We start from the raw sequence: 26,867 nt of genomic DNA, 5'->3' as shown, positions 1-26,867 counted from the left end.
CCACGAATCGCCCCGTCCGCCGCAACAAGGCGGCAAGAGCCGTGATCGCGGCCCTGCTCCGCCGTTCGGCATGGCGCAAAACGCGATGGCTGGTGCTCGCGCTGTTTGTGGGCGCGATGATCATCAACTATCTGGCGCGCTCGGTGATGGGCGTTGCCGCGCCCGTTGTGCTGGCCCAACAAGGCATATCGAATGCGCAATACGGCTGGATCACGGGCGCCATGCAACTGGGCGTCATGCTGCAGCCCATCGCGGGTTTTGTACTGGATCGGCTGGGCTTGAAGCTGGGTTTCGCGCTTTTTGCGCTCGGCTGGTCGATTGTCACGCTGGGCCATATGCTTGCGCGCGGCTGGTTCAGCTTTGCGGCCTTGCGCCTTGTTCTGGGCTTTACAGAGGGTTCGGCCCAACCCGCAGGGCAAAAGCTGGTGGCCGAGTGGTTCCCCGCGCGCGAACGCGGCCTTGCGGGGGGCATCTACAATATCGGCGCCTCGCTGGGCGCAGTGCTGGCGCCGCCACTGGTGGCCTGGGCCGTTTACGCAGGCAGTTGGCACCTTGCCTTTGCCGTGGCCGGATGTCTGGGGTTGGTGTGGTCGCTGCTCTGGCTGCGCTGGTATGCGCCGCTGGATCGCCATGGCGGCGTCAGCCCGGAGGAACGCGCCGCCATTGCCCAAGGGCAGGAACAGCATCTTCAATCCGACGCGCCGCCCACCCCCATTCGCGGCCTTCTGGCCCGCCGTAACCTCTGGGGCATTGCCCTGCCGCGCCTGCTGGCCGATCCGGTCTGGGGGATGCTCTCGCTGTGGCTGCCGCTCTATCTGGCCCGAGAGCGCGGGTTTGACATGGCCCATCTGGCGCTGTTCGGCTGGCTGCCCTTTCTGGCGGCGGATCTGGGCTGTCTCTTCGGCCCGGCGGTGGCCGGGCTGCTGCAGCGGCGCGGCATCGCCCTGATCGACGCGCGCCGCCTCACCTTCACGCTGGGCGCCGTGATGATGACGGGGATCGGTTTTGTCGGCCTTGTCGCTGATCCTTATGCGGCTGTGGCGCTGCTGTGCCTTGCCGGCTTCGCGCATCAGACGCTGTCGGTCACGATCATCACCATGGCCTCCGACCTTTTTCCCCGCAACGAGGTGGGCACGGTGGCCGGTTTTGCCGGTCTGTCGGCCAATCTGGGCGTGCTGATCTTTTCGCTTGTGCTGGGCAGTCTGGTTGACCGGCTCGGCTATTCCCCGTTTTTCATGCTGCTTGGATGCCTCGATCTGCTTGGCGCCGGGCTGCTCTGGACCTTGGTACGCAAGCCATCATGAACACATTTTCCAATCCCATCCTGCGCGGTTTCAATCCCGATCCTTCCATCCTGCGCGTGGATCAGGATTTCTATATCGCCACCTCGACCTTTGAATGGTTTCCCGGCGTTCAAATCCACCACAGTCGCGATCTGGTCCACTGGCGCCTGGCCAACCGGCCGCTGGCGCGCGCGGATCAGCTCGATATGCGCGGCAATCCCGATTCCTGCGGTGTCTGGGCGCCGGACCTGACCTATGCCGACGGGCGCTTCTGGCTGGTCTATACCGATGTGAAGCGTTATGGCCTGACCACGGTAAACGGCGCGCATGGCGCCTCGCTACGCGATTTTCACAACTATCTGGTCACCGCGCCCAGCATCGAGGGGCCATGGTCCGATCCGGTCCATCTCAACAGCAGCGGCTTTGACCCGGCGCTGTTCCATGATGATGACGGGCGTTGCTGGCTGCTCAACATGCTGTGGGACCATCGGCCCGACCGGGGGCGTTTCGGCGGCATCGTCTTGCAGGAAATCGACAAGGACACGCTGCGGCTGAAAGGCGAACGGCGGCTGATCTATCACGGCACGGAACGGGGCTTTACCGAGGGGCCGCATCTCTACAAACGCGACGGCTGGTATCACCTGCTGGTGGCCGAGGGCGGCACGGGATGGAACCATGCGGTGGTCATGGCGCGCAGCCGATCGATCAGCGGGCCTTATGAAACCCATCCTGATGGCGCGGTGCTGACGGCGGCGGGACGACAGGAGGGCGCGATCACCCGCGCGGGCCATGGCGATCTGGTCGAACTGGAGGATGGCAGCCCATGGATGGCCTATCTTTGCGGCAGGCCCCTGCCCGGACTGGCGCGCTGTCCGCTGGGGCGCGAGACCGCGATCCAGCCCATGCGATGGTGCGAGGATGGCTGGCTGCGCAGCATGACGCCCGGCGCGCAGCCGGACCCCAATCCGCCCCTGCCTCCCCTTGCCCCCTGCCCATGGCCAGAGCAGCCATGGGACGGACAGTTCGCGCCCGGGCCCCTGCCCCAAGATCTGCAATGGCTGCGCAGCCCCGACAGCGGCCGATTGTGGAGCATGGATGCGCGCCCGCATTGGCTGCGTCTCTATGGCCGGGAATCGATCAAGAGCCATTTCGAGCAGGCCCTTGTCGCGCGGCGCTTTGCGCATTTCCGCTTTACCGCCACCACCTGCATCGATTTCGATCCGGCCCATTTCCAGCAGAATGCCGGACTGGTATGCTATTACAACAGCACGAAATTCCACTATCTCCACCTGACCCGTGACACTGGCGGGCGCGAATTGCGGATCATGTCGGCCATTCCCGGCAAGGGCGCGCATGATGTTCTGGTCGCCCCGGAACTGCCCGCCGGGCCGATCGAATTATGCGCAGAAGTGGACCACCAATGGCTGCGCTTTGGCTGGCGGGCCGAGGGGGCGGAAATATGGCAATGGGCGCCGCAAAAGCTCGATGTCAGCGTGCTTTCCGATGAAGTCTCGCTGCCCGGCTATCCCAATTTCACCGGCGCTTTTGTCGGCGTGGCGTGCCAGGATCTTTCGGGCGCGGGCCATCATGCCGATTTCGCATGGCTGCGCTATGAGGCACAGGATGACGCGCCCGATCAGCCCGGCTCGGCCACCGAAATGCGCGCGGTGGAGTCGCGATAGACAATGGAGTGATCGAGCACGCAGTCGCTGACCGTGCCCGGCCTCATCAATGCCGGGCCGGCCTCCTGCGCCACATAGGCCAGCGCCTCGGCGGCCAGACGGCGCAGCGGCTGATGCACCGTGGTCAGCGTGGGCCACAGGGTGACGGCGGCGGCCGTATCGTCAAAACCCACCACGGTCAGCGCGCGCGGCACGTCGATCTGGCGGCGATGCGCCACCGATACCACGGCGGCGGCCATGTCATCATTGCTGGCGAAAATGGCGGTGGGCGGCGATGGCGCATCGAGCAGCAGTTCCCCTGCGGCCAGACCGGAGGTATAGCTGAAATCGCCCTGCGCCACCCGCACCTCGACCCCGCCGATTTCGCGCACGGCGGCATAGAATCCGGCCATGCGCTCGGCGCTGGCGGCCTGATCGGGGTTGCCCAGAATAAAGCCGAGGCGGCGGTGGCCCAGATCGAGCAGGTGGTGGGTCATTTCATAGGCGGCGCGGTGGTTGTCGATCCGCACGCACATGGCGTCCGACATCCTGTAGGCCCCAACCGCCGCGATCGGCCGCCCCAGCGGTTCGAGCACCGAGAGGATCCTGCGCGATTCACCCAGCGGCGGGGCAAGGATAAAGCCTGACAATCCCGCTGCGGCAAATTGCTCCAGCGCTTCCTTGTCCGGCGCCTTGCCCGCCTCGCCCTTCAACAGCGAAAGGCGAGCGCCACGGATTGACGCCTCCTCGAAAATGCCGGTCAGAAACTCGCTCATGAAGGCCGCGCTGGGGTTGGAATAGATCACGCCGACATGCAGAACGGTGGAGGTGACAAGGCTGCGCGCGGCGACATTGGGCGTATAGGACAGGTCGTTGATCGCCTTCTCCACCGCCTCGCGCGTTTCGGGCCGCACCCCTTCCCGGCCGTTGATCACGCGCGAAACCGTCATCGCCGAAACACCGGCAAGGCGGGCAACGTCAATGATCGTGGCGCCCGCACCCGAACGATCAGACCTTGCCATGCCAAACCTTTCCTTACGCTGTCGAATATTATCCTTTAGGTAGGCTTTCAGGCTTTTGAAAGCCACCTTGAGCGCCGTTTGCCACGGATTTGGCCCGCAATTGGTTGGCCGCATTGACCAGTTCGATCCAAGCCGCCCCTTCGGGCACGACATATTCATTCTCGCCCCAGAAAAAGGGCCAGTCCTCGTGGTTTTCGGGAAAGTCGGGCTTGATGATCAGCACGCCTGGAACCACCCCGCCCGCGATATAGGAAAAGTCGGCGCGGTTGTTGCCATAGGCCACCTCTTTGGACACCGTGCCCACGCCCGAAACAAAGGAAATGTCCGAACCGGGATGATGGCCCGTGATGAAGGCCACCCCCCGCCAGACCGCATCGCCCCCGACGATTTCGGGAAAGGCCCCATGCAGCGCATCGGCGACCAGCGCATAGGCCATGACCGTGCTGTCCCCGGCCCAGCCGCCCGTGGTGATCGGCACGCCAAAGGGGTTGGCGCGAGCGATGCGGTCGCTCTCCTCCTGCCATTGGCGCACGGCGGGGATCATCGCGCGGCGATAGGCCGCGGGCATATAGGGCAGCGCCGCCACCGCCGTCTGCGCATTGGGGGCAAAGGCCTTGGCCACCTTGGGCCACAGTTCCATCACGGCATCGGCATAGACCTTGCTGCGCGTGGTTTTCAGCAATTCGACAGCGGCGGCGAATTTCTCCCAATCCAGCGGGCCGCCCGTGGTGTTGCCATGCGAAAACAGATCGGGCGCGTGGGACTGCTCCTCCCGCCAGACGCGCTGGGCGGTGGCCAGAGCCTTGGCCGAGAGCGCATCATCCTGCCCGCGCAGCACTCTGCCGGCCGCCGCCAGCGCCGCAATCGAGCCATAATTGAGCGCCGAGGCCTTGCTGGTGAAGGCCCAGCGGTCATCGGGCGTTCCACTGCGCCCGTCGCGGATTTCGCCGGGTTTGAGCGCCGGGTCATAGGGCAGGCCATCGGTCTTGTTCACCGCATCGCCCAGATGCGTGTATTGCGCCACATCGGGTTCGACAATGCCGTGGATCGCATGGCCCACCGCATCGAACTGGGCCAGCAATTGCAGCGTGCCATGGGCCACCTGCTGGACCACATCGGGCCGCCCGTCGGGCACATGGATTTCGACATGGCGCCGCGCCTCATCAACGCTGACCGTGTCGCGGTCCAGCCCGAACCTTTCGCGCGCGGCGGCCAGCGAGCGCACCACCTGATATTGCGACTGGGTGCGGATGTCGAAATCGCCCGCATCAAACCATCCGCCCACATTCAGCCCCGGAATGTGCTCTCCCGCCCGGAAAGGCGTGTCGGTGGTCGGCCCCTGACGATAGAGGTCGATATGCTCATGGTTGACGGGGGCCTGCCGCGCATCATCGCGGTGGGAATCGCCGTGCCACACGCGATAGGCCTCATTCACCGAGACATGATCCATCGCCACCGGGAAATAGACATCATTGGTGGCATGCCAGGCATCGGCATAGACGTCATCGGCAATACGGAAGGGCGCGGTCCGCACGTCGCCATATTCAAGCACATAAAGACCCGGCTGCTTCACAGCGCTGAAGTCCATCTGGAGATAGTGGTAGCGCAGATAATCGCCCCATTCGCGCGGCTGCTGGGACAGGACGGCGGTTTGCCCGCCATCGGCCCCAATGCGCAGCAGGCGCAGCGGCGGGCGGCGCTTGTCATGGGCGTCCAGTTCCACGGTGGCCAGTTTCGAGGCCGCAGGCGCATAGCCCAATTGCGAATGGGCAATCACCGGACGCCGCAGCCATCCGGGGCTGGTCTGGGGCCGGATGGTCCATGTCAGCACCGTCCCGCTCTTGCCTGCGGGCAGCAGCGAGCGCAGCACGAACCAGCCGTTCTGCGCCTGATTGCGGCCATCATAGAGCATGATGGGCGCATCGCCCGTGATCCTCACCCGCCGCGCCGGGTCCTCTGGCGCAAGGACAAAATCGCGCCCCTCGGCCATGGGCAGCGGTTCGGCGCCCGGACCTTCGCTGCGCCCGCTGGCGGCGTTGCGCTGATCGGTGCGCACCATGGCGCCCACGGGATGCAGCGGGAACGCGCCCGCCACACCATCGGCCATGAAGGCATGATGGAAATAGGCCGAGGGCAGGAATTCCAGATTGAACCCGGCCTTGCCCACCAGAGCATCGGGAACCGGGCGGTCAAGCAGGATGCTGACCACCACGCCGTCGTCCTGCTGCCGGGCGCGGATCATATAGGTCCAATCGTAATCGGCATAGCGCAGGCGCGTCTCGATCACGCCCGCCGCGCGGTCCACCTTGCGCGAAACCATGGCGCCGATCGGGTCCCACTGGCCGGGCGTGGGCGAGAGGCGCACATCGCCGTTGGTGGCATTGCGCAGGCCCTGCTGGATGATCTCGATGCCGCTGATCTTGGAATCGGCAAACAGCCCGTCATACCAATTGGAAAAGGCCAGCACGTTGACGCCTGCCCCCTCGTAATAGCCTTTGTCGCCCAGCGACAGGGCTTGGGGCGGGTTTTGCGCCCATGCCGGGGCGCCGATGGCCAACAGACCAAGGCAAAACAACAGTCTGGACTTTCCGGACATCACTCTCTCCAAATGTTTGCGCTATCATTTAGCAAATGGAAATTGCACCGTCCACCATCCGGGCCTGTAAATTAGTCTGCGGCGAAAGGTGATTTTCGATTGATGAGCCATGGCGATAGCGCTATCACCGCTTCATCGTGATGGCCCGCTGCAAGAGGGCCACAGCAAATGAGGATGCCGAACGTGAAGGGAAAGCTCACCCCCCTTGGCGCTGCCACCATGCTGGCCGCGCTTTTGCCCACCCATGCCTTTGCCGAGGCACCCGCCTCCACCTTTCGCGATCAGCCGCTGGTGACCAGCATCTATACCGCCGACCCTTCGGCCCATGTCTTTGGCGGCAAGATCTATGTCTATCCCTCGCATGACATCCCAACGCCCATCCCCGACGATGACCTGGGCAACCAATATGCAATGCGCGACTATCGCGTGCTGCGCATGGACCGTATCGGCGGCAAGGTGACGATCGGGCCGGTGGCGCTGGATGTGAAAAATGTGCCTTGGGCCAGCCAACAGATGTGGGCGCCCGATGCGGCCTATAAAAACGGCACCTACTATCTCTACTTCCCCGCGCGCGACAAGGCCAAGGACAAAAACGGCCTTGGCACTTTCCGCATTGGCGTTGCCACATCGAAAAACCCGATGGGGCCGTTCAAGGCCGAGCCCAAGCCGATTGCGGGCAGCTATTCAATGGACCCGGCCGTCTTCACCGACACAGACGGCAAGAGCTATATGTATTTCGGCGGTATCTGGGGCGGCCAGCTTCAGCGCTGGGCCAGCGGCAAGTTCGACCCCAACGGTTCGGACACCGACCTTGGCAAGGACGACCAGCCCGCCCTGTCGGGCAAGGTCGTGCGCATGGGCGCCGACATGAAGAGTTTTGCCGAAAAGCCGCGCGATGCGGTGATTCTGGACGAAAACGGCAAGCCGGTGCTGACGGGCGACCATGAGCGGCGCTTTTTTGAGGCATCGTGGATGTTCAGGCGCGGCGGCAAATATTACTACACCTATTCGACCGGCGACACGCATTTCCTGAACTATGCGATCGGCGACAACCCTTATGGCCCGTTCAAATATACCGGCCATATCCTGAAGCCGGTTCAGGGCTGGACCACGCATCATTCGATCCTTCAGGCCGATGGCAAGTGGTGGCTGTTCTACGCCGACACCCAATTGTCGAACAAGAACCACCTGCGCAATGTGAAAGTGACAGAACTGACCTTCAACCCCGATGGCACGATCCAGACCATTGACCCGTTGAAGGCGCGCTGATCCGATGTTCCTTGGCATAGATATCGGCACCAGCGGGGTCAAAGCCGTCGTCACCGCCAGTGACGGGCGCGTCCTCTCGCAATGCAGCGCGGCGCTCTCGGTGTCGCGGCCGCAGGAATTGTGGTCCGAGCAGGCACCTGACGACTGGGTGGACGCAACCCATCGCGCGGTGCTGGGGCTGGACGCCGGATTGCGTCGCGCGGTGGCGGCCATCGGCCTTGCCGGGCAAATGCACGGCGCCACGCTGCTGGGCGCGGACGACCGGCCCCTGCGCCCCGCGATCCTGTGGAACGACGGGCGCAGCCATGCCCAATGCGCCGCGCTGGAGGCCGCCGAGCCGCAAAGCCGCGCGATCACCGGCAATATCGCCATGCCCGGCTTCACCGCGCCCAAGCTGCTCTGGGTGCGCGATCATGAGCCGGAGGTGTTTGCCGCCACCAAAACGGTGCTGCTGCCCAAGGATTATGTCCGCCTTGCCCTGACCGGCGAAAAGGCCAGCGACATGTCGGATGCGGCGGGCACGCTGTGGGTCGATGTGGCCCGCCGCGCTTGGTCAGAGGCGATGCTTTCGGCAACCGGCCTGACGCTCGATCATATGCCCAAACTCTATGAAGGCCCCGAAATCACCGGCCATCTGCGCGCCGACGTGGCGGCGCAATGGGGTATGGAAGCCGTGCCCGTGGTGGCGGGCGCGGGCGACAATGCGGCGGGCGCGCTGGGCGTGGGCGTGACGGGCGAAGGGCAAGGCATGCTTTCGCTCGGCACATCGGGCGTGATCTTTGTGGCGGGCAATGCGTTCCGGCCCAATCCGGCGCGCGCGGTCCATGCCTTTTGCCATGCTCTGCCGGGGGTGTGGCATCAGATGAGTGTGCATCTTTCGGCCGCCTCCTGCATCGATTGGGCGGCGGCGACGTGCAAAGTGGGCGGACCAGCCGAATTCTTCGCCCTGGCCGAAAGCGCGGGGCCATGCGCGGGGCCTGAACTGTTCCTGCCCTATCTTTCGGGCGAACGCACGCCGCATAATGACCCGCATCTGCGCGCGGGCTTTGTGGGGCTGAGCAACGAGACCAACACCGCGCGCCTTGCCGCCGCCGTGCTGGAAGGTGTGGCCTTTGCCCATACCGACGGCATTGACGCCCTGCGCGAGGCGGGCACGCATATCGAGGAACTATCCGTGATCGGCGGCGGTTCTCGCTCGCTCTATTGGGGCCATATTCTGGCCAGTGTGCTGGGCGTGCGCCTGCTCTATCTGGAGGGCGGCGAAGTCGGCCCGGCGCTGGGCGCGGCGCGTCTGGCCCAACTGGGTCTGGGCGGCGATCTGGCCGCAACATGCACCCGCCCGCCGATCCGCGCCACCATCGAGCCGGACCTCGATCTGGCCGCCCGCCTTGCCCCCCAACGCCAGCGTTTCCAGCGCGCCACATGGGCGCTGCGCCAACTTCAGGAGAGCCATTGATGTCTGCCGCCTATTTCGCCGAATTTGACACGGTCCGCTATGAAGGCCCCGATGCCGCCAGCGATCTGGCCTATCGCTGGTACGACAAGGACCGCATGGTCTTTGGCAAACGGATGGAAGATTATCTGCGCTTTGCGGTCTGTTTCTGGCACACGTTCTGCTGGCCGGGCAGCGATGTGTTCGGCGCGGGCACGTTCAACCGCCCGTGGCTGGCCGGCCCGCAGGATGAGGCCGCCGCCCGCGCCAAGCGTGAGGCCGCGCTCGCTTTTGTCGAAAAGCTCGACCTGCCGTTTTATTGCTTCCACGATGTCGACGTGATGGCGCCCGCCGAGAGCATCGGGGATTTCCGCAAGAGCTTTGCGCTGGCCGTCGATCACCTTGAGGAGCTTCAGGCCAAGCATGGCCGCAAGCTGCTGTGGGGCACGGCCAATCTGTTCAGCCACCCGCGCTATCTGGCGGGCGCCGCTACCAGCCCGCGCCCCGAAGTCTATGCCTGGGCCGCCAGCCAGGTCCGCGACGCGCTGGAGGCCACCCATCGTCTGGGCGGCGCGAATTACGTGCTGTGGGGCGGGCGCGAAGGCTATGACACGATCCTCAACACCAATCTGGCGGTGGAACAGGAGAATTTCGGCCGCTTCCTGCAACTGGTGGTCGAACACAAGCACAAGATCGGTTTCACCGGCACGATCCTGATCGAGCCCAAGCCGCATGAACCCACCAAGCACCAATATGATTTCGACACCCAGACCGTGTACGGCTTCCTCAAGCGCTTTGGCCTTGAGAATGAGGTCAAGGTCAACATCGAGGCCAACCACGCCACCCTGTCGGGCCATACGTTCGAACATGAAATCGCCATGGCCGGGGCGCTGGGCATCCTTGGCTCGATCGACGCCAATCGCGGCGATCCGCAGAACGGCTGGGACACCGACCAATTCCCCAATTCGGTCGAGGAACTGACGCTGGCCTGCATCGAAATCGAGCGCGCGGGCGGCTTCACCACCGGCGGCTTCAATTTCGATGCCAAGGTGCGCCGTCAATCGGTGGACGCGGCCGATCTGCTGCATGGCCATATCGGCGGAGTGGATGTCATTGCCAAATCGCTGCTGCGCGCCGAGGCGATCATCAAGGACGGTCGCCTCGATGCCTTCCGCGATGAACGCTATGCCGGTTGGAGCAGCGATCTGGGCAAGAATATCAAGGGGGGCGATCTGGCCTCGATTGCCGATATGGCCGTGGTGAACAATCTGGCGCCCCAGCCGGTTTCCGGGCGGCAGGAATGGCTGGAAAACCTGATCAACCGTTTCTGATCGGGACGAAGACCAAGGAAGGGAAAAGGGGGCCGCGCGCCCCCTTTTTCTTGCCCCCGCCCACGACGCGCAACCATGCAGGTTCGCCCATATAATCAGACGATACCTTATCCCGCCCCAAACCCTGTAATTCCGGCAACAGCGGTATAATCAGGCCTAAATTTTGCCATTACTTTTCAGAATTCCACTTTTACGCGCATAAAATGATAGCGCAAACATCGATTCTCTGGCATTTAATCAGACTAATAAAAGAGCCCTTCCCAGAGGATTGCCATGCCCCGAATATCCCGAACCGCCATGCTTGCGGCCGCGCTTTTGCTTGCCCCTCTATCCGCCCTCGCGGCTCCGGCCAAAACCTCGCTTGCCCCCTATTTCTCCCCTGTCGCAACACCCACGGCCGCCCCCGACCCGGACGGTTTCCTGCGCCGCTGGCTGGTGCTGGAGCCGATTGCCAAACCCAACCGCAGCAATCAGGGCTTTACCAGCGCCTATGTCCGCGATGCCTTTGCCAAGGCCGCTCTGCCCGGCGTCGCGACGGCCATCCCGCGCGACGGCCAAACGGTGCGCGTCGGCGGCCAAAGCCTGCAATGGCATGCGCTGGACGCGGGCCTGTTTGACGCCAAACTGTTCTATCTGGCCCAAGGACTGGGCAAACCGACCTATGGCGTGATCTTCTGGGTCACCACCATTATCGAAAGCGACCGCGAGATTGCCGACGCGCATCTGGCGGCAGGGTCCAATTCGGCCTCGATGTGGTGGCTCAACGGCGCGGAGACCACCGCCCTGTTCGGCGACCGGCGGATGGTGATGGATGATGCCGTCTCGCCGCGTGTCACGCTGCATAAAGGGCGCAATATCCTGCGCGGCGCGATCATCAACGGGCCGGGCCTCAGCGATTTTTGCGCCCGGTTTGTCGATGATGCGGGCCGCCCCATCACCGACCTGCGCATCGCCACCCGCTGATCCGCCCCCATTGCACGGAACGATCCATCATGAAAAAACACCTGATCCCCGCGCTCTGCCTTGCCGCGCTGGCCGCGGGCGGCGCCAAGGCCCAGCTTGAGGGCGAACCCTTTATCCACGACCCTTCGACCATCGCCTTTTCCAATGGCCAGTATTACACCTTCGGCACGGGCGAAGGCGGGCTGGTGTCGGCCGATGGCTGGACATGGCATAAGGGAGGCGTGCGCCCCGGTGGCGGCGTGGCGCCTGATACCATCAAAATTGGTGATCGCTATTACGTCGCCTATGCCGTGGGCGGCGGCGGCATGAACGGCGGCCATGCCAGCAATGTCAAGGTGATGTGGACCAAATCGCTCGATCCCAAATCGCCCGATTTCGGCTACCATGATGTTGGCATCGTCGCCTCCAGCGACGGCAAGGAGCCGTGCGATGCCATCGACCCGGCCTTCCTCTATGCCGACGGCCATCTTTGGCTCAGCTATGGCACCTATTTCGGCTATATCCGCATGGTCGAACTGGACCCTGCCACCGGCCAGCGCGTGGTCGGCAACCAGCCGGTGGACATTGCCATCGACCTTGAGGCCACCGCGCTGATGCATCGCGACGGCTGGTATTATCTGCTGGGCACGCAGGGCACCTGCTGCGATGGGCCAAACTCGACCTACAACATCCGCGTGGGCCGCTCGCGCAATCCGCTTGGCCCCTATGTCGACAATTTCGGCGTTCCGATGCTCAAGGGCGGCGGCAAGCTGGTGTGGGGCGCGCATGGCCGCGGCCTTGGCGCGGGCCATTTCGGTCTGGTCGATCTGGGCGACGGGGTGGAGAAATTCTCCTTCCACTGGGAAGCCGACATGGACCGTTCAGGGCGCAGCGTGCTGGCCATCCTGCCGCTGACATGGAAGAATGGCTGGCCGGCGGGTCAGGAGAACCTGCGCCCCGGCTCCTATGAGATCCAGTCCGAACGCGGCGGCGCATTGGAACTGGCGGTGGACGAGGTGCGCCTGCCCTTCGATTTCCGCCGCAGTTGGTTTCGCAATCCCGCCGACGGGCCGGACAAGCCGCTGCCCGACCAGACACTGGAGGAAAACAGCAAGGTCTGGCCCAAAGGCCAAATCGCGGTGGATATGGGCGATTATATGGTCCGCCCGCATCAGCACTGGACGATCAGCCCTGCCCCCGGCGCAGGCGGCTATATGGGCGCGCCCTATATGAAGATCACGATTGCCGGGACCGAGCGCGCGCTGGCCGCGACGGCTGCGGGCGAGGTCGTCACCGTGCCCGCTTTCACCGGCGCGCCCGAACAGCTCTGGCGCATCGACCAGCTTTCAGACGGCACCTATCGCATCATCCCCCGCAACACGCCCGATCCGCGCGCGCCGCTGGCGCTGGCCGCCGTGGGGCGCAGCACGGCCCGTCTGGTGCGCTTTTCGCCCGACAGCGATGCCGGACGCTGGACCTTCCGCCTACCCTAAAACCCGCCAAAGGCCGCAGGAAAGACGGCCCCACCGGAGAGGATAGTATGACCAAAACCGTATCAGACAGCATCATCACCGACCGGCGCGGCGCGTTGGCTGCGGCCGCCGGTATCGGGGCCGGGCTCATGGCACCGCCGGTTCTGGCCAAACCGGCGGCAAAGGCCCCCGCCATCCATACCGGCGGCGATTGTTCCACCCCGCATTCCGCCATTGTTCCCACCCGCTATGGCAAGGTGCGCGGCTATGTCAGCGATGGTGTGTTCACCTTCAAGGGCGTGCCCTATGGCGACACCACCGCCGGGGCCAACCGCTGGCTGCGCCCCCAGCCGCCCAAGGCGTGGGAGGGGGAATATCCCGCCCTTGCCTATGGCGCCAATTGCCCGCAGACGCTGCACAGTTTCCGCGCCATCGAGCACACGTTCATCCAGCAATGGACCGACGGCTTTTTGGGCGAGGACATGCTCAAGCTCAACATCTGGACCGGATCGCTGTCGGGGTCGAAACCGGTGATGGTTTATCTGCACGGCGGGGGATTTTCCTTCGGCTCTTCCTATGAACTGGCCTCGCATGATGGGGCGCAGATGGCGCGGCATCATGATGTGGTGCAGGTGTCGGTCAACCACCGGCTCAATGTGCTGGGCTTTCTCGATCTGGCCGAATTCGGCGGCGAGGCCTATGCCGATTCCGTCAATGTCAGCATGCTCGATCTGATCTTTGCGCTGGAATGGGTGCGCGACAATATCCGCGCCTTTGGCGGCGACCCGGATCGCGTAACGATCTATGGCCAGTCGGGCGGCGGGTCGAAAGTGACCACCCTGATGGGCATGCCTGCGGCCAAGGGGCTGTTTCACCGGGCAATCGTGCAATCGGGCGGCGGCGGCAATATCCCGTCCGCCGAGCAGTCACGCGATTTCTCGCGTCAGGTGCTGCGCGAACTGGGCGTGGCGCAGGGCGACATGGCGGCCCTGCAGAAGATGGAGTGGCAAAGGCTGTTCGAGGCCGGCAACACTGTTGCCACGCGGATCAATGGCCCGATGCGCCCCGGCGTGCTGCAACCGGGCGGCAGCGCCAGCCCGACCCCGCGCGTGGGCTGGGCGCCGACGATGGACATGCGCAACATCACCTGCCGTTCGTTTCACGATGTGGCCCCGCCCGCCGCGCGCGACATCCCCGTCATCATCGGCAATGTCAGCGAAGAAGGCACCAGCCTTGGCCGCAACCCCAGCGAGGCCGAATGGCGCGCGCAACTGGCCGAGGCGCTGGGCGGGGCCAAGGCCGATGCGCTTATCGCCGCGATGAAAAAAGCGCATCCGGAAAAGGCGATCCGCACCCTCTCTTATGGGGTGGGCGGCCTGTCAGGGCGCAACAATGTGAACCGCATGGTCAAGCTGCGCCATGATGCGGGCGGAGCGCCTGCCTATCAATATCTGTTCCAATGGCAGACGCCGATCCTCGACGGCATCCCCGGCGCATGGCACACGGCCGAACTGGCCTTTTGCTTCGACAACACCAAGATCTGCGATCAGGCCACCGGCAACACGCCCGAAGCCCAGGCCATCGCCCGCAAAATGGCAGGGGCATGGGCCGCCTTTGCCCATACCGGCAAGCCCGATCAGGCAGGCCTGGCATGGGGGCCCAGCGATCCCGTGCATTGCCAGACCATGGTGTTTGACACCCGATGCCGGATGGAGAATGACCCCGAAGGCGATGTCCGCCGCATCCTGTTGACCTAGTGCCAATGGGGCCCGACTGGACAAAGGCGAGAAATCCGCCATAGGCTGCGCTCTGCGGGAGGGACCTTGGCGGTGAAGCAAAAGCCAGTGCAGGAGTATCAGACGACGGATCGGGTGGATAAATCGCTGCGGATTCATGGCTCCATCGCCCGCGATCTGGGCATAGCCATTGTCACCGGCCATTATCCGCCCGGCCATGTCCTGCCCAGCGAGGTGGATTTTGCCCAGCAAAACAACATCTCGCGCACCGCCTATCGCGAGGCGATCCGCATTCTGGCCGCCAAGGGGCTGGTGGAAAGCAAGCCCAAGGCGGGCACGCGCATCACCGATCCCTCGCGCTGGCATATGCTGGACCCCGATGTGCTGGCCTGGACCTTTGAAGGCGAGCCGACGCAGAGCTTTATCGACGATCTGTTCGAATTGCGCATGGTGATCGAACCGGCCGCCGCCGAACTGGCCGCGCGCCGCCGCACCGGTCAGCAACTGGCGCAGATGGGCCATGCGCTGGAGGAAATGGCGCGCCATGGATTGGCCACCGCCGCCGGGCAGGCCGCCGACCAGACCTTCCACAGCACCTTACTGAGCGCCACGCGCAACGCCTCGCTGATCTCGCTGGCCAGTTCGATCGGCGCGGCGGTGCGCTGGACCACGATCTACAAGCAGCGCAAGCGCAAATTGCCCCGCGACCCTGTGCCCGACCATCGCGTGCTGTTTGATGCGGTTGCCGATGCCGATCCGGCGGCGGCCCGCGCCGCCATGGTGCGGCTGATCGAACTGGCGCTGGAGGACATCGGCCTTTCGATCTAGGCATGGCCGGCGGCGCGGCGCCGGCCAACTGCCGTTTATTTCGCCACCGACACGCGATAGACCATCGTGTGGGCATAGGGGTGCTGCGCGTCGATGCGCGCCGAACCAAAGGCGGGCTGGTTGGGCGTATCTGGGAATTTCTGCGGCTCCAGCGCGATGCCGTCGCCCATGCGATAGATGTGGCCGTTCTTGCCCAGCATCGTACCGTCGATGAAATTGCCGGTGTAGAACTGGACCCCCGGCTCGGTGGAGAGCACTTCCAGCACCCGGCCAGAACTCTTGTCGGCCAGACGCGCCAAGAGCTTGGGCGCCTTGGTCAGCCCGGCATCAATGGCGAAATTGTGGTCATAGCCGCGCGCGATCACCAATTGCGGATCACGCCCATCGCGCAGCGATTGCCCCACCACGCGCCCCTTGCGGAAATCAAAGGGCGTGCCCGCCACCGCGCGCAATTCGCCGGTGGGGATCAGCGCGGCATTGACCGGTGTGTAATGGCTGGCAGAAATGGTCAGCACCTCGTCCATCGCATCGCGCGCCCCGCCCTCTCCGGCCAGATTGAACAGCGCATGATTGGTCATGTTCACAATGGTCGGCTTGTCGGTTTTCGCGGCAAAGGCGATGGTCAGATTGCCCGTTTCATCCAGCGAATAGGTGACTGTTGCATCCAGCGTGCCGGGATAGCCGCTGTCGCCATCCGGGCTGATGTGGCGCAGCACCACCGAGGCAGTCTTGCCCGAGGTCACGCTTTCCACTTTCCACAACTGGCGATCAAAACCCTTGCCGCCGCCATGCAGGCTGTTCACCTTGTCATTGAGCGGAAGCTGGTAGGTCTGGCCATCGAGCGTGAATTTGCCGCCCGCGATCCGGTTGGCATAGCGGCCCACGGTGACCCCGAAAAAGGACTGGCGCGCCTCATAGGCCCCGGCATCGGGCAGACCGATGACGATATCGGCCGATTTGCCCTGACGGTCGGGCGCGATGAACTTCTGCAGCGTGGCGCCATAGGCCAGAATGCGCGCCGAAACCCCATGACCATTGGCCAGCGTGACCGCCTCGACGGCGCGCCCGTCGGCCAGTTTGCCGCCATCCTCGCGCCGGGCCGTCGCGGCATGGGCGCCGGGTGCAAGGATCGCGGTCACCATCGCCGATTGGACCAGATATTTCCAGCTCATCACATGCTCTCCATCAATTTTTGTCGTACTTATAAATGCCATATTCGAAATGGCAAACCGATAATTCAAACTCTGTTTCCATTCATATATCTGTTTTTACGCTTCATTCTACTCTGGAAAATCTTCGCACTATTCGATATCTAATCAGACTTAATACAAAAATGGGATCAGAGGATGACCTTCACCCGTCGCGAATATCTGGCTGCCAGTGCCTCCATGCTCGGTCGCCCCGCCTTGGGCGCCATTCCCGGCCAAAATTCCACGCCCTCCGCGCCCGGCGAGCACCGCTTGTGGTATGCCCAGCCGGCCAAGGTCTGGACCGAGGCCCTGCCCGTCGGCAATGGCCGGATCGGCGCGATGATCTTTGGCGGTACGGGGCAGGAGCGCCTGCAACTGAACGAGGACACGCTGTGGAGCGGCGGCCCCTATGACCCGGTCAATCCGCAGGCCGCCGAAGCCTTGCCGCAGGTGCGCGCGCTGATCGCAAAGGGCGATTATGCGGCGGCGCAGGCGCTGGCCAATGCGGCCATGATGGCCCGCCCGCTGCATCAAATGGCCTATCAGACGTTGGGCGACCTGTTGATCGACATGCCACTGGACGGGCCGGTTGAAACCTATCGCCGCGAACTCGACCTTGACGCCGCCCTCGCCGCCACACGCTTTGCCGCGAACGGCACGGTGATCGAGCGCGAAATCTTTGCCTCGCCCGCCGATCAGGTCATTGCCCTGCGCCTCTCTGCCAAGGGCGGCCTGCTGCCCCCGATCACGCTGCGCCTGCAAAGCCCGCAGACCGCCAAGACCGAGGCGCGGGGCGACAGTCTCCTGCTCTCCGGTCAGGGCGGCACGGCCGAAGGCATCCCCGGCGCGCTGCGCTTTGCCGCGCGCCTTCGCGTGATCGCTCCGGGCGGCACAGGGCGGGCACAGGGCGATGCCCTTCATATCGATCCCGCCCCGGAGGTCATCCTGCTGCTGGCCATGGCCACCAGCTATCGCGGCCCCAAAGACGTATCGGGCGATCCGCAGGCCATCACCGAGCGCCAGATTGCCGCTGCATCGGCCCTGCCCTTTGCCGCCCTGCGCCGGCGTCATCTGGCCCAACATCGCCGCCTTTACCGCAGTGCCTCGCTGCAACTGACACCGGGCAAGGGTGCGGCCCTGCCCACCGACCAGCGGATTGCCGCCAATGAGAGCGAGGACGATCCGGCGCTGGCCGCGCTCTATTTCCATTATGCGCGCTATCTGCTGATCTGCTCGTCGCGGCCCGGATGCCAACCGGCCAATCTGCAAGGCATATGGAACGACAAGACCAACCCGCCATGGGGGTCGAAATATACGATCAATATCAACACCCAGATGAATTACTGGCCCGCCGACCCGGTGGGTCTGGGCGAATGTTTCGAGCCTTTGCTGCGCCTGACGCGGGAACTGGCGCAAACGGGCCAGGAAACGGCGCGGCGCATGTATGGCGCGCGCGGATGGGTGGCCCATCACAACACCGACCTGTGGCGCGCGACCGCGCCCATCGACGGCGCGGCATGGGGCCTGTGGCCGATGGGCGGCGCATGGCTGTGCAACATGCTGTGGGACCGCTGGGATTACGGGCGCGACCGGGCCTATCTGGAGGCGATCTATCCCCTGATGCATGGCGCCTGCCTGTTCTTCCTCGACACATTGCAGCCATCGGCCAAGGGGCTGGTGACATCCCCCTCGATCTCGCCGGAAAACACGCATCCCTTTGGCGCCTCGGTCTGTGCGGGCCCCGCCATGGACCGTCAGATCCTGCGCGATCTCTTTGACCGCACCGCCGATGCGGCGAACAAATTGGGCAAAGATGCCGATTTCGCCGCGCAACTGGCCAAGGCCCGCGCCGCGCTGGCGCCTGACCGCATCGGCAAAAGCGGGCAATTGCAGGAATGGCTGGAGGATTGGGACGATGCCGCCCCCGAACCCAACCATCGCCATGTCTCGCATCTCTACGCGCTTTACCCCAGCCAGCAGATCGCGCCCGACACGACGCCCGATCTGGCCCGCGCAGCCCGTGTGTCGCTGGAAAAGCGCGGGGATGAATCGACCGGCTGGGCCACGGCATGGCGCATCGCGCTCTGGGCCCGGCTGGGCGATGGTGAGCGGGCGCATCGCATCCTGCGCTTTCTGCTGGGCCGTGGGCGGACCTATCCCAACCTGTTTGACGCCCACCCGCCGTTTCAGATCGACGGCAATTTCGGCGGCTGCGCGGCTATGGCCGAAATGCTGATCAACAGCCGTGACGGCATGATCCATCTGCTGCCCGCCCTGCCCTCGGCCTGGCGCGAAGGGGCCGCGGCGGGCCTGATGGCGCGCGGCGGGGTGCGGGTGGATCTGGTCTGGCGCGATGGTAAACTGGCGCAAACCACCCTGACCGCCATGAGAGCGCAGGATTGCAAATTGCGATTGGGCGCGATTTCGCGTGCTGTCCGGCTGGTGCCGGGACGCGCGATGCGGTTCAAAGGCCCTCATCTGCTCCCTGCCTGAAAAAAGAGGCCGGCAGCATCAGGCTGCCGGCCTTTCAGTCCTTCCCCGGGTCGCTTGGGGGGTATGAACGGAGCGGTTGGGGAAATCAGAGAGGAAGATCGGCGGATTTGGCCACATCGAACTCGCCCGCAACGCCGGGCAGGCCGCTGTCGGGCTGGCCGCCGCCGAGGGTGAGTTGATAATGCCCGGCAAACACCTGACGCCGCCCATCGGCCGTCACCGCCGACAGATCGCGGGGGGAAAGGTCCAGCGTGATCTGGCGGCTTTCACCGGCCTTGAGCGAAACACGCTGGAACCCGCGCAGGGCGATGCGCGGCGCGCCGGGCAATTGCGGAACCTTGAGATAAAGCTGGACCACCTCGTCGCCATCGCGTTTGCCCGTGTTGCGCACCTGCGCGGTCACGCGGATGCCCTTGGCGGCGTCGCCCTCCACCGGGGTGATCTGCGGCGCCGAATAGGCAAAGCTGGTATAGCTGAGGCCATAGCCGAAGCCATAGACCGGGGTGCCGGTGAAATAGCGATAGGTGCGGCCCTGCATCGAATAATCGTCAAAGGGCGGCAAGTCCTTGACATCGTGATAGAAGGTCAAAGGCAGACGCCCCGCCGGATTGGCCGCGCCCGACAGCACGTTGGCCACCGCCAGCCCGCCCGACTGACCCGGATACCAGGCCTCAAGGATCGCATTGGCATTGTCCTTGGCCCAGCCCAGATTGATCGGGCTGCCGTTCATCGTCACCACGGCCAGCGGCTTGCCCGAAGCCTTCGCCTTGGCCAACAATTCGCGCTGATCGGCGGGCAATTCGAGCGAGGTCTTGTCGCCCCCGTCAAAGCCCTCGATCTTGATAGGCATTTCCTCGCCTTCCAACTCGGCGGTCAGGCCCACCACGGCCAGCACGACATCGGCATCCTTTACCGCCCGCGCCATTTCGCCATAGGTGTCGTGCGAAATCCGCTTCCAGAACATGCCGGGCGAGGCCGCGCCGCCACCCTCCATGTCGAAATGCATCTTGTAACGCTGGCCCTTTTTCAGATCGACCTCGACAAATTCGGGCCGCTCGCCCCAGAGCGAATAGCGGTCGGATTTGACCGTGGGCTTGCCGTCGATCTCGATGGCGCCCTTCACCGCCGTAACGGCAAGGCGATAGGTGCCCGTGTCCGGCGCGACGAAAAAGCCATCCCACACCACCTTATAGGCGTCGGCCACCTGTTTCAGCTCCGAAGCCTTGGTCGAGAGGTTGCTCTCGGTGCGCGTCACCACCGGCTTGGCGGCGAATTTACGCTCGCCGCGCGGGGCGTTGGGGTCAATCGCGTTGTAATAGGCCGCGCGCAGGCCGGGCTTGCCGTCGGGCGTGACGAAATGGCCATCAGGCACCAGATCGCCATCGGTGATCGAGGACGAGAAGGGCACATGGACGATGGTCGCCTTGGGAAAGGCGCGATGCAGGCCGTCGAGCACCGAGACCGGCGGCGCGCTGGCCGCCGAGGAATAATTGCCGCGCAGAACGCGTGTGGCATCGGCCAGCGGCCCGACCACCACGATCTTTGAATTGGGGTGCAGCGGGAGCAATCCGTCATTCTTGAGCAGCACCATGCTCTGCGTCGCCGCGTTCAGCGCCAGCGCGCCGTTCTGCTGCGTGCCGATGGCGCTGACGGGCACCATCGAGAGCTGGCGCGCGGCAAGGCCCGGCAGGTCGCCATTGCGATAACGGGCCGAGAACAAGCGGACCAGCGCACGATCGAGATCGGCCTGGGTCAGCAAGCCCCGCTTGAGCGCGGCCATATAGCGATCGCCCAGCCCCTTAGCCTCGCCGATCGTGCCGGTGTGGCATTCATTGTCAACGCCCGTGCGGAAAGCGGCCGCCACACCCGCGGCGGGATCAGTCGCATATTTGTGATGGTCGGCAATATCGACCACCGCATCGCAGTCCGACACGACATAGCCCTTGAAACCCCATGCCGCGCGCAGGTGGTCTTTGAGCAATTCATCACTCGCGCAGGCGGGCTGGCCATCGATGCGGTTATAGGCGCACATGATCGAACCGGCGCGCCCGTCGACAATCGCGGCCCGGAAGGCGGGCAGATAGGTGTCCTCAAGATCATGGCGCGAGACAAAGACATTGGCCGAATGGCGCGTGGATTCCGGGCCGGAATGCACGGCAAAATGCTTGGGCGTGGCCACCACATCGGGCAGGTCGGGATTGTCGCCCTGCATGCCCGTAACAAAAGCAACGCCCATATGCGCGGTCAGAAAGGGGTCCTCGCCATAGGTCTCCTGCCCCCGGCCCCAGCGCGGATCGCGATAGATGTTGATATTGGGCGACCAGGTGTCCAGCCCGGTGCCGATCTTGCCCAGATGGCCCGTTTCGCGGCCCAGCGTGTGCAATGCGCGCACCTCGACGCTGATCGTGCGCGCCACATCATGGATCAGGGGCGTGTTGAAGGTGGCGGCAAGGCCGACCGGTTCAGGGAAATTGGTGGTGGGCACCGCGCCGATCGCGCCATGCAGGCTTTCGGTCCACCAATTATAAGCCGGGATATTCAGGCGCGGGATCGCCGGGGCCACATTGACCAATTGCGCCACTTTTTCCTCGGTGGTCAGCTTGCCCACCAGATCAGCGGCCATCGCGTCGGCCTGCGCGACCGGATCGGCGGCCTGGGCCGATGCCGTATGGGGCAGCGCGAGCAACAGGGCGGCGGCAAGAGTGGCGCGCGAAACCGGCGCGCGCGAAGCATGCAAAACGTTGGACACACAAATCTCCCCCGAAGGAATGGTCAGGCGCAAAGGCAGCGGCAAAATGGGCGGAAGGCGCCCGCCGGGGTCACACCGGCTGAAGTCCGTATTGGGCAATCTTTTCAATCAGATCGCGATGACGCGGCAGGCGCGAGAGCAGCTTTTGCGTCATGTCGCGGTTTTCGCGCAGCGCGCGCATCGCATCCTGCGCCTCGGGGCGCAGATGGTCGCGCTCGACCTCGCTGCGGAAACCCATGCCATAGAGCACATATTGATAGGAGGCGGGCGGAAACACCTCGTCCACCCGGTCGAATTCGTCATGGAACCATGGCGGCTGATAACGCCAGAGGTGCAGCAAGTCCTGCAACCGCTGAGGAATGCCGACCGGGTCCATATTGTCGCGCCAGAAAGCGGTGTCGCGCCGCTGGCTGAGCACATAATGCAGTTTCAGGAAATCGATGATCCGGCCCCAGCGGTAATGGGTCTTTTCATTGAACCTGTCGGCCACGATGTCCATCACCTCCCGGTTCACCGGCATCTGTTCCGCGATCAGCTTGGCCGAAAGCTCGATCAGCATGATGGCGGAAGCCTCCAGCGGCTCAAGGAAACCGGCCGCCATGCCCACGGCCACGCAATTGCGTTTCCAGAAGGTCTCGCGGTGGCCCGCGCGGATCTTGATTTTGCGCGCAGGCAGATCCTTGGCGCTCGGCCCCAGATAGGCGCGCAATTCGGCCTCGGCCTCATCATCGCTGATATGGCGGCTGGAAAACACATGGCCCACCCCGCGCCGCGTCGGCAGGCCGATGTCCCAGATCCAGCCTGCCGATTGGGCGGTGGAAATCGTGTGGGTGGCAATGGGCGTGTCAGGCGCGGGATAGGGCACCTGCACCGCCAGCGCCGTGTCGCAGAACAGGATATGGCTGCAATCGCGGAAACCCACGCCCAGCGTGCGGTCGAGCAGCAGGCCATGCGTTCCGGTGCAGTCGATGAAAAGATCGCCCTCGATCTCGCCTGCCTGCATCGTCACGATGGATTTGATGTCGCCGTTTTCATGCTGGATCACATCCTGCACATCGGCGGGCACATAGCGCACCCCCAGTTTTTCCGTGCAATGGCGCTGCATGAAAGGGGCGAACTTGCCCGCGTCCAGATGATAGGCGTAATTGGTCAGCGCCTCATATTCAGCGGTGCTGACGGTCTTGGGCGCAAGGCCGTGATCGCAAATTTGCCCCTGCGGACAGACCGCATCGCAAAAGCTCTCGTTGCTCTCCGCGGCCAACCAGTGGGCCGCCAGATTCATCTGGCCAAAGCGCTGGGGCAGGACGAGCGGGTGGTAATAGGCGTCATCCGGCGCGCCGGTGGTCCATTTGGCGAAAAGCGCGCCCTGTTTGAAGGCGGCATCACATTCGCGGAAGAAGTCGGTTTCGGAAACGCCCACTTTTTTGAGCGTCTGACGCATGGTCGGCCATGTGCCCTCGCCCACGCCGATGATGGGAACATCGGGCGACTCCACCAGCGTCACGGTGAAATCCCTGGGCATGCGGCCCTGATGCCGGGCGGCAATGATCGCGGCGGTCAGCCAACCGGCCGTGCCGCCGCCCACAATCACCACATTGCGCACCGCCTGAACCATTCCCTGCTCCGATGTTATGCGGGCAGGCGGCGCCGGAAATCCCGGCACCGCCCACCTTTTGTCCGATCAATAGTGGAAGCGGGCGCCGAAAACAAACCGGCGACCATAGGACCACGTATCAAGCGGCTGGTTCGACCAGCGGCCATAGGTGCTGTAGGTCGAATTGTTGAGGTTGGTGCCCTCGACAAAGACCGTCACCTGCTTGGTGATGTCATAGCTGGCGCTGGCATCGACCTGGACCTGCTGGTTCACATTGACAGGTTCGGCGCCAAAGGTGCCGCCCTGCGTCTGGCCCAGCGTCAGCAGATAGCTGTCGCGCCAGTTGACAGCGACACGAGCCTGAAGGCCGTGCTTGTCATAGAAGCCGACAAAGTTGGCCGAATTGGCAAGCCCGGTGATCGCAAAGGCCGCACCCGAAATGTCGGATGTGTCAAACTTGCGATTGGTGTTGACCAGCGTGGCATTGGCGTTGAAGCCGAAGCCGGTATCGCCAAACACATGCTGCCAGGCGATTTCCACGCCCTTGACCACGCCGTCCGGCCCGTTGATCTTGCCGTTGACCTGGAACTGGGCCACCTGCCCGGTGAAGGGATCGGTCACGCCATTGATCGACTGGGTGCTGACACCGCCGACGATGAAGTTCGAGATATACTTGAGGAAGCCGTTGACGGCAAAATACGAGTTCTTCTTGTAGTAATACTCAGCCGCAACGTCGAAATTATCCGACAGATAGGGCTTGAGGCTGGCATTGCCGCCCGAGGCGGCAAGGCTGCCCTTGCGCATCGTGCCCAGCGTGATGTTCGGCTTGAGATAGCTGAGCGCGGGGCGCGTGAGCGTGCGCGAGGCATCCGCGCGCAGCGTCAGCTTGGATGTCACCTCCAGCTTGGCATCAAAGCTGGGCAGGAGGTAGTTGTAGTTGGTGGTCTTGATGATCGCCTGCTGCGGCGTGTACGAACCGACCGTGATCAGCGTCGGGTCGGTCGTTACCGTAATCAGGTTGACCGGCAGCGTGCCGATGGCCGAGGCTTCGAGATGGGTGAATTCATCGCGCAGGCCCGCCGAGAAGTGGAACGGCATGCCCGCCAGATCGGCATCCATCGCCACCTTGAGCCAACCGGCATAGGTCTGCTCCTTCACGCCCAGCACCGTGCTGGGGTCAAAGGCCGGCGCGGTGCCCACGCCTGTGGGATCAAGCAGCTTGTAGACCGCATAGGGATCATACTTGATGAGCGCGGGGGCCACATTGCCCGAATAGCCCGGCATGAAGCCCGAAGTGCTGATGATGCCCTGATAGATGCTGGCAGGCAGCGGGGCGATCGAACCGGTGCGGCCCGAGGGCGCGCCATAACCGGCATAGCGGGCAAAGGTGCCGTTGACGAAGGTGTTCTGGCTTTCCTGATGGAACTTGTCTTCCGAATAGCGGACGCCAAAGTCGATCTTCAGGTTTTCCTGTTCCCACCGGCCCGCAGCTTTGAACTGCTTGACCAGGTCGGTGTAATAGTTGGCGCCGCGCACGATCACGTGGTTGCCGATAACGGCCTGATTGGTGAAGGCCGCAGCATTGCCCGCCGGACCCACATCATGGATGCTGGGCAGGTAATTGGCGCTGCTCCCCAGCATGGTCGCACCGGTGTTGGCGCCCAGAATGGTCGAATAACGGGTGCAGACGCCATTGGTGCAGGGCGTGGACACGAAGGACCCGTTCGGATCGACATTGCTGCCGCCATAGCCGATGTCCATATTGTCATTATAGCCGTTGTTGCCCGGGTTCAGCACCGAGCGCGACAAGGCACCGTCAAAATCGAATTTCAGATTGTCGGTTGCTTCCCACTTCAGGTTCGCGCCGAACATATTGGTCTGATTGATCGTGCGCTGGATGCCGGCGTTGAAGTCCATCGGCGTGCCGAACTGGTTGAAGTCGGTCACGGTGCCGTTGGAATCGAACTTCACATTGCGCAGATCGTCGCCGTTGAACCACGCGCCATAGCCATAGCTCTGCTGATGGAGGACCTGACGGCTGAAATTGTCGTCGATGGTCAACAGCAGCTTGTCATTGGCCTGCCACTGGAAAGCGATGCGGCCATCGATGCGCGCATCCTCCGTGGTGACCTGATTGGCGCCGATCTGCTGCGGGAACCAGCCCACCTTGTTCCACGCGCTGGAATCGGAAAGCTGCGCATCGGTGCAGGCGGCATTGACCTGACAGGTGTTGAACTTCTTACCGACCCAGCCGGGGATGAAGACCTGGTTCGAGGTCGTGTCGGCGCGACGATAGGCCACATAGCCCAGCAGACCCACCGTATCATCGGCAAAGGTGTTGCTCAGCAGAAGGCCGCCCGATGGCACAACCTTGCCATTGCGGTCCTGCACGGTGCCCGCCGCCTTGGCGGCCATCTGGAACCCCTTGCGGTCAAACGGCTTGGGCAGGCTGACATCCAGCGTGGCGCCGATGGCGCTCGAACCCAGCGTCACATCAGGCGTCTTGTAAACGCTCATGCGGCTGACGAAATCGGAACCGATCGTGGTGAAATCGACCGCGCGATTGCCCGAAGCGGTGGACAGGTGGCGACCGTCAAACTGGGTATCGTTAAAATCGCCGCCAAAACCGCGCACGGTCACGCCATTGGCTTCGCCGCGTTGGCCGGTGCGCTGGATCGAAATGCCGGGCAGACGCTGGAGCGAGTCAGCCACGTTGGAATCGGGAAACTTGCCGATGTCTTCGGCCGAAATCGCGTCCACCACGCCCGATGCGGCGCGCTTGATATCCATATTGCGCTGAAGCGAGCCGCGAATACCGGTAACAATGATTTCGGCGTCCGACGCATTGGGCGCCGCAGCGGCCTCTGCCGCAAAGGCCGGGCCGGCCATGGCAACCGCCAGCGCACCCATGCCGCCAGCGATCAGCCATTTAGAAACTATTGCTTTTGCCATATCCTCTCCCCTTGAACCATGTTCTGACGGCTCGCCCGCCCAAGGCGACGACACCTGCACATCTGCTCCGCCGACTATCTTGCCGGACCGCCTGCGGATTTCTGCTGAATTACAAATGCAGCCGCCGGGGGGCGGTCTGCCTGCAATCCCTCTCCATTCGGTGCTGTATCGTCACCTTGCACAGCGCCTCTAGCCGAGTTAGGTAGCGCTATCAAGAAAAATTAGTCTGGGTAATGATCGAGTATCGGCGGTGTGGCGGAATATACACACATAAGGCGGTCAAAATGGCGGAAACGGCAAAGTCCGCTTGCCCGCAA

General features: G+C 63.7%; 16 protein-coding genes. 10 read left to right on the top strand and 6 right to left on the bottom strand.

Annotation, left to right across the window (positions count from 1 at the left end):
- The first annotated feature begins 116 nt into the window (after nt 1–116).
- Together PQ457_RS17470 and PQ457_RS17465 are read left to right on the top strand one after the other, a co-directional pair.
- A complete protein-coding gene (locus PQ457_RS17470; protein WP_273620391.1) occupies nt 117–1,304 on the top strand; it encodes an MFS transporter in 1,188 nt (395 codons plus the stop codon).
- Nucleotides 1,301–2,965: a glycoside hydrolase family 43 protein gene (locus PQ457_RS17465; protein WP_273620126.1), complete on the top strand. Its 1,665-nt coding sequence runs from the start codon at nt 1,301–1,303 to the stop codon at nt 2,963–2,965. Before PQ457_RS17470 ends, PQ457_RS17465 begins: the two co-directional genes overlap by 4 nt.
- On the opposite strand, the gene PQ457_RS17460 is transcribed toward PQ457_RS17465, so the two are convergent.
- On the bottom strand, nt 2,920–3,966 hold the full coding sequence (locus PQ457_RS17460) for a LacI family DNA-binding transcriptional regulator (protein WP_273620125.1): 1,047 nt from the start codon (nt 3,964–3,966) through the stop codon (nt 2,920–2,922). The two genes, PQ457_RS17465 and PQ457_RS17460, sit on opposite strands and share 46 nt — an antisense overlap.
- A gap of 28 nt (nt 3,967–3,994) precedes the next feature.
- Nucleotides 3,995–6,562, bottom strand: coding sequence for a glycoside hydrolase family 9 protein (locus PQ457_RS17455; RefSeq protein WP_273620124.1), 2,568 nt, complete (start codon nt 6,560–6,562; stop codon nt 3,995–3,997).
- A 219-nt stretch (nt 6,563–6,781) separates the two neighbouring features.
- On the opposite strand from PQ457_RS17455, the gene PQ457_RS17450 reads away from it, so the two are divergent.
- The 7 genes from PQ457_RS17450 to PQ457_RS17420 all read left to right on the top strand — a co-directional run bounded on the left by PQ457_RS17450 (nt 6,782) and on the right by PQ457_RS17420 (nt 15,572).
- Nucleotides 6,782–7,831 carry a glycoside hydrolase family 43 protein gene (locus PQ457_RS17450; RefSeq protein ID WP_273620390.1) on the top strand — a complete coding sequence of 350 codons (1,050 nt, stop codon included), beginning with the start codon at nt 6,782–6,784 and terminating at the stop codon, nt 7,829–7,831.
- 4 nt (nt 7,832–7,835) lie between these two features.
- A complete protein-coding gene (xylB, locus tag PQ457_RS17445) occupies nt 7,836–9,287 on the top strand; it encodes a xylulokinase (protein ID WP_273620123.1) in 1,452 nt (483 codons plus the stop codon).
- Entirely contained in the window at nt 9,287–10,594 is a 1,308-nt protein-coding gene (gene xylA / locus PQ457_RS17440; protein WP_273620122.1) for a xylose isomerase, read from the top strand. The genes xylB and xylA overlap by 1 nt, the downstream gene beginning before the upstream one ends.
- Nucleotides 10,595–10,891: 297 nt before the next feature.
- The gene (locus PQ457_RS17435) at nt 10,892–11,557 is read left to right on the top strand and encodes an acetylxylan esterase (RefSeq protein WP_273620121.1); all 666 of its coding nucleotides are present in this window, start codon (nt 10,892–10,894) and stop codon (nt 11,555–11,557) included.
- Between the two features lie 29 nt (nt 11,558–11,586).
- A complete protein-coding gene (locus PQ457_RS17430) occupies nt 11,587–13,029 on the top strand; it encodes a family 43 glycosylhydrolase (protein ID WP_273620120.1) in 1,443 nt (480 codons plus the stop codon).
- A gap of 47 nt (nt 13,030–13,076) precedes the next feature.
- On the top strand, nt 13,077–14,765 hold the full coding sequence (locus tag PQ457_RS17425) for a carboxylesterase/lipase family protein (protein WP_273620119.1): 1,689 nt from the start codon (nt 13,077–13,079) through the stop codon (nt 14,763–14,765).
- Between the two features lie 72 nt (nt 14,766–14,837).
- Complete coding sequence (locus tag PQ457_RS17420) at nt 14,838–15,572, top strand: FadR/GntR family transcriptional regulator (RefSeq protein ID WP_273620118.1); 735 nt, start codon at nt 14,838–14,840, stop codon at nt 15,570–15,572.
- Between the two features lie 35 nt (nt 15,573–15,607).
- On the opposite strand, the gene PQ457_RS17415 is transcribed toward PQ457_RS17420, so the two are convergent.
- Nucleotides 15,608–16,744, bottom strand: a complete 1,137-nt coding sequence (locus PQ457_RS17415) for an aldose epimerase family protein (protein WP_273620117.1) — start codon at nt 16,742–16,744, stop codon at nt 15,608–15,610.
- A 174-nt stretch (nt 16,745–16,918) separates the two neighbouring features.
- On the opposite strand from PQ457_RS17415, the gene PQ457_RS17410 reads away from it, so the two are divergent.
- Nucleotides 16,919–19,255 carry a glycoside hydrolase family 95 protein gene (locus tag PQ457_RS17410; protein WP_273620116.1) on the top strand — a complete coding sequence of 779 codons (2,337 nt, stop codon included), beginning with the start codon at nt 16,919–16,921 and terminating at the stop codon, nt 19,253–19,255.
- 85 nt (nt 19,256–19,340) lie between these two features.
- Here PQ457_RS17410 and PQ457_RS17405 read toward each other — a convergent pair whose 3' ends face one another.
- The 3 genes from PQ457_RS17405 to PQ457_RS17395 form a co-directional block, all read right to left on the bottom strand.
- The gene (locus PQ457_RS17405) at nt 19,341–22,004 is read right to left on the bottom strand and encodes a glycoside hydrolase family 3 C-terminal domain-containing protein (RefSeq protein ID WP_420541005.1); all 2,664 of its coding nucleotides are present in this window, start codon (nt 22,002–22,004) and stop codon (nt 19,341–19,343) included.
- A 70-nt stretch (nt 22,005–22,074) separates the two neighbouring features.
- Entirely contained in the window at nt 22,075–23,619 is a 1,545-nt protein-coding gene (locus PQ457_RS17400; protein ID WP_273620115.1) for a tryptophan halogenase family protein, read from the bottom strand.
- Between the two features lie 66 nt (nt 23,620–23,685).
- A complete protein-coding gene (locus PQ457_RS17395; protein WP_273620114.1) occupies nt 23,686–26,550 on the bottom strand; it encodes a TonB-dependent receptor in 2,865 nt (954 codons plus the stop codon).
- Nucleotides 26,551–26,867: the final 317 nt, after the last annotated feature.

The sequence above is a fragment of the Novosphingobium humi genome (assembly GCF_028607105.1).
Taxonomy (GTDB): Bacteria; Pseudomonadota; Alphaproteobacteria; order Sphingomonadales; family Sphingomonadaceae; genus Novosphingobium; species Novosphingobium humi.
Note: the sequence above shows the minus strand (reverse complement) of the source record. Positions and strands in the feature narration are given on the sequence as shown.

Bases quoted from the DNA above. Each gene is read 5' to 3' on its own strand.
- PQ457_RS17470 (WP_273620391.1), top strand. From the start codon at position 117: ATGATCATCAACTATCTGGCGCGCTCGGTGATGGGCGTTGCCGCGCCC.
- PQ457_RS17465 (WP_273620126.1), top strand. From the start codon at position 1,301: ATGAACACATTTTCCAATCCCATCCTGCGCGGTTTCAATCCCGATCCT.
- PQ457_RS17460 (WP_273620125.1), bottom strand. From the start codon at position 3,966: ATGGCAAGGTCTGATCGTTCGGGTGCGGGCGCCACGATCATTGACGTT.
- PQ457_RS17455 (WP_273620124.1), bottom strand. From the start codon at position 6,562: ATGTCCGGAAAGTCCAGACTGTTGTTTTGCCTTGGTCTGTTGGCCATC.
- PQ457_RS17450 (WP_273620390.1), top strand. From the start codon at position 6,782: ATGCTGGCCGCGCTTTTGCCCACCCATGCCTTTGCCGAGGCACCCGCC.
- xylB (WP_273620123.1), top strand. From the start codon at position 7,836: ATGTTCCTTGGCATAGATATCGGCACCAGCGGGGTCAAAGCCGTCGTC.
- xylA (WP_273620122.1), top strand. From the start codon at position 9,287: ATGTCTGCCGCCTATTTCGCCGAATTTGACACGGTCCGCTATGAAGGC.
- PQ457_RS17435 (WP_273620121.1), top strand. From the start codon at position 10,892: ATGCTTGCGGCCGCGCTTTTGCTTGCCCCTCTATCCGCCCTCGCGGCT.
- PQ457_RS17430 (WP_273620120.1), top strand. From the start codon at position 11,587: ATGAAAAAACACCTGATCCCCGCGCTCTGCCTTGCCGCGCTGGCCGCG.
- PQ457_RS17425 (WP_273620119.1), top strand. From the start codon at position 13,077: ATGACCAAAACCGTATCAGACAGCATCATCACCGACCGGCGCGGCGCG.
- PQ457_RS17415 (WP_273620117.1), bottom strand. From the start codon at position 16,744: ATGAGCTGGAAATATCTGGTCCAATCGGCGATGGTGACCGCGATCCTT.
- PQ457_RS17410 (WP_273620116.1), top strand. From the start codon at position 16,919: ATGACCTTCACCCGTCGCGAATATCTGGCTGCCAGTGCCTCCATGCTC.
- PQ457_RS17400 (WP_273620115.1), bottom strand. From the start codon at position 23,619: ATGGTTCAGGCGGTGCGCAATGTGGTGATTGTGGGCGGCGGCACGGCC.
- PQ457_RS17395 (WP_273620114.1), bottom strand. From the start codon at position 26,550: ATGGCAAAAGCAATAGTTTCTAAATGGCTGATCGCTGGCGGCATGGGT.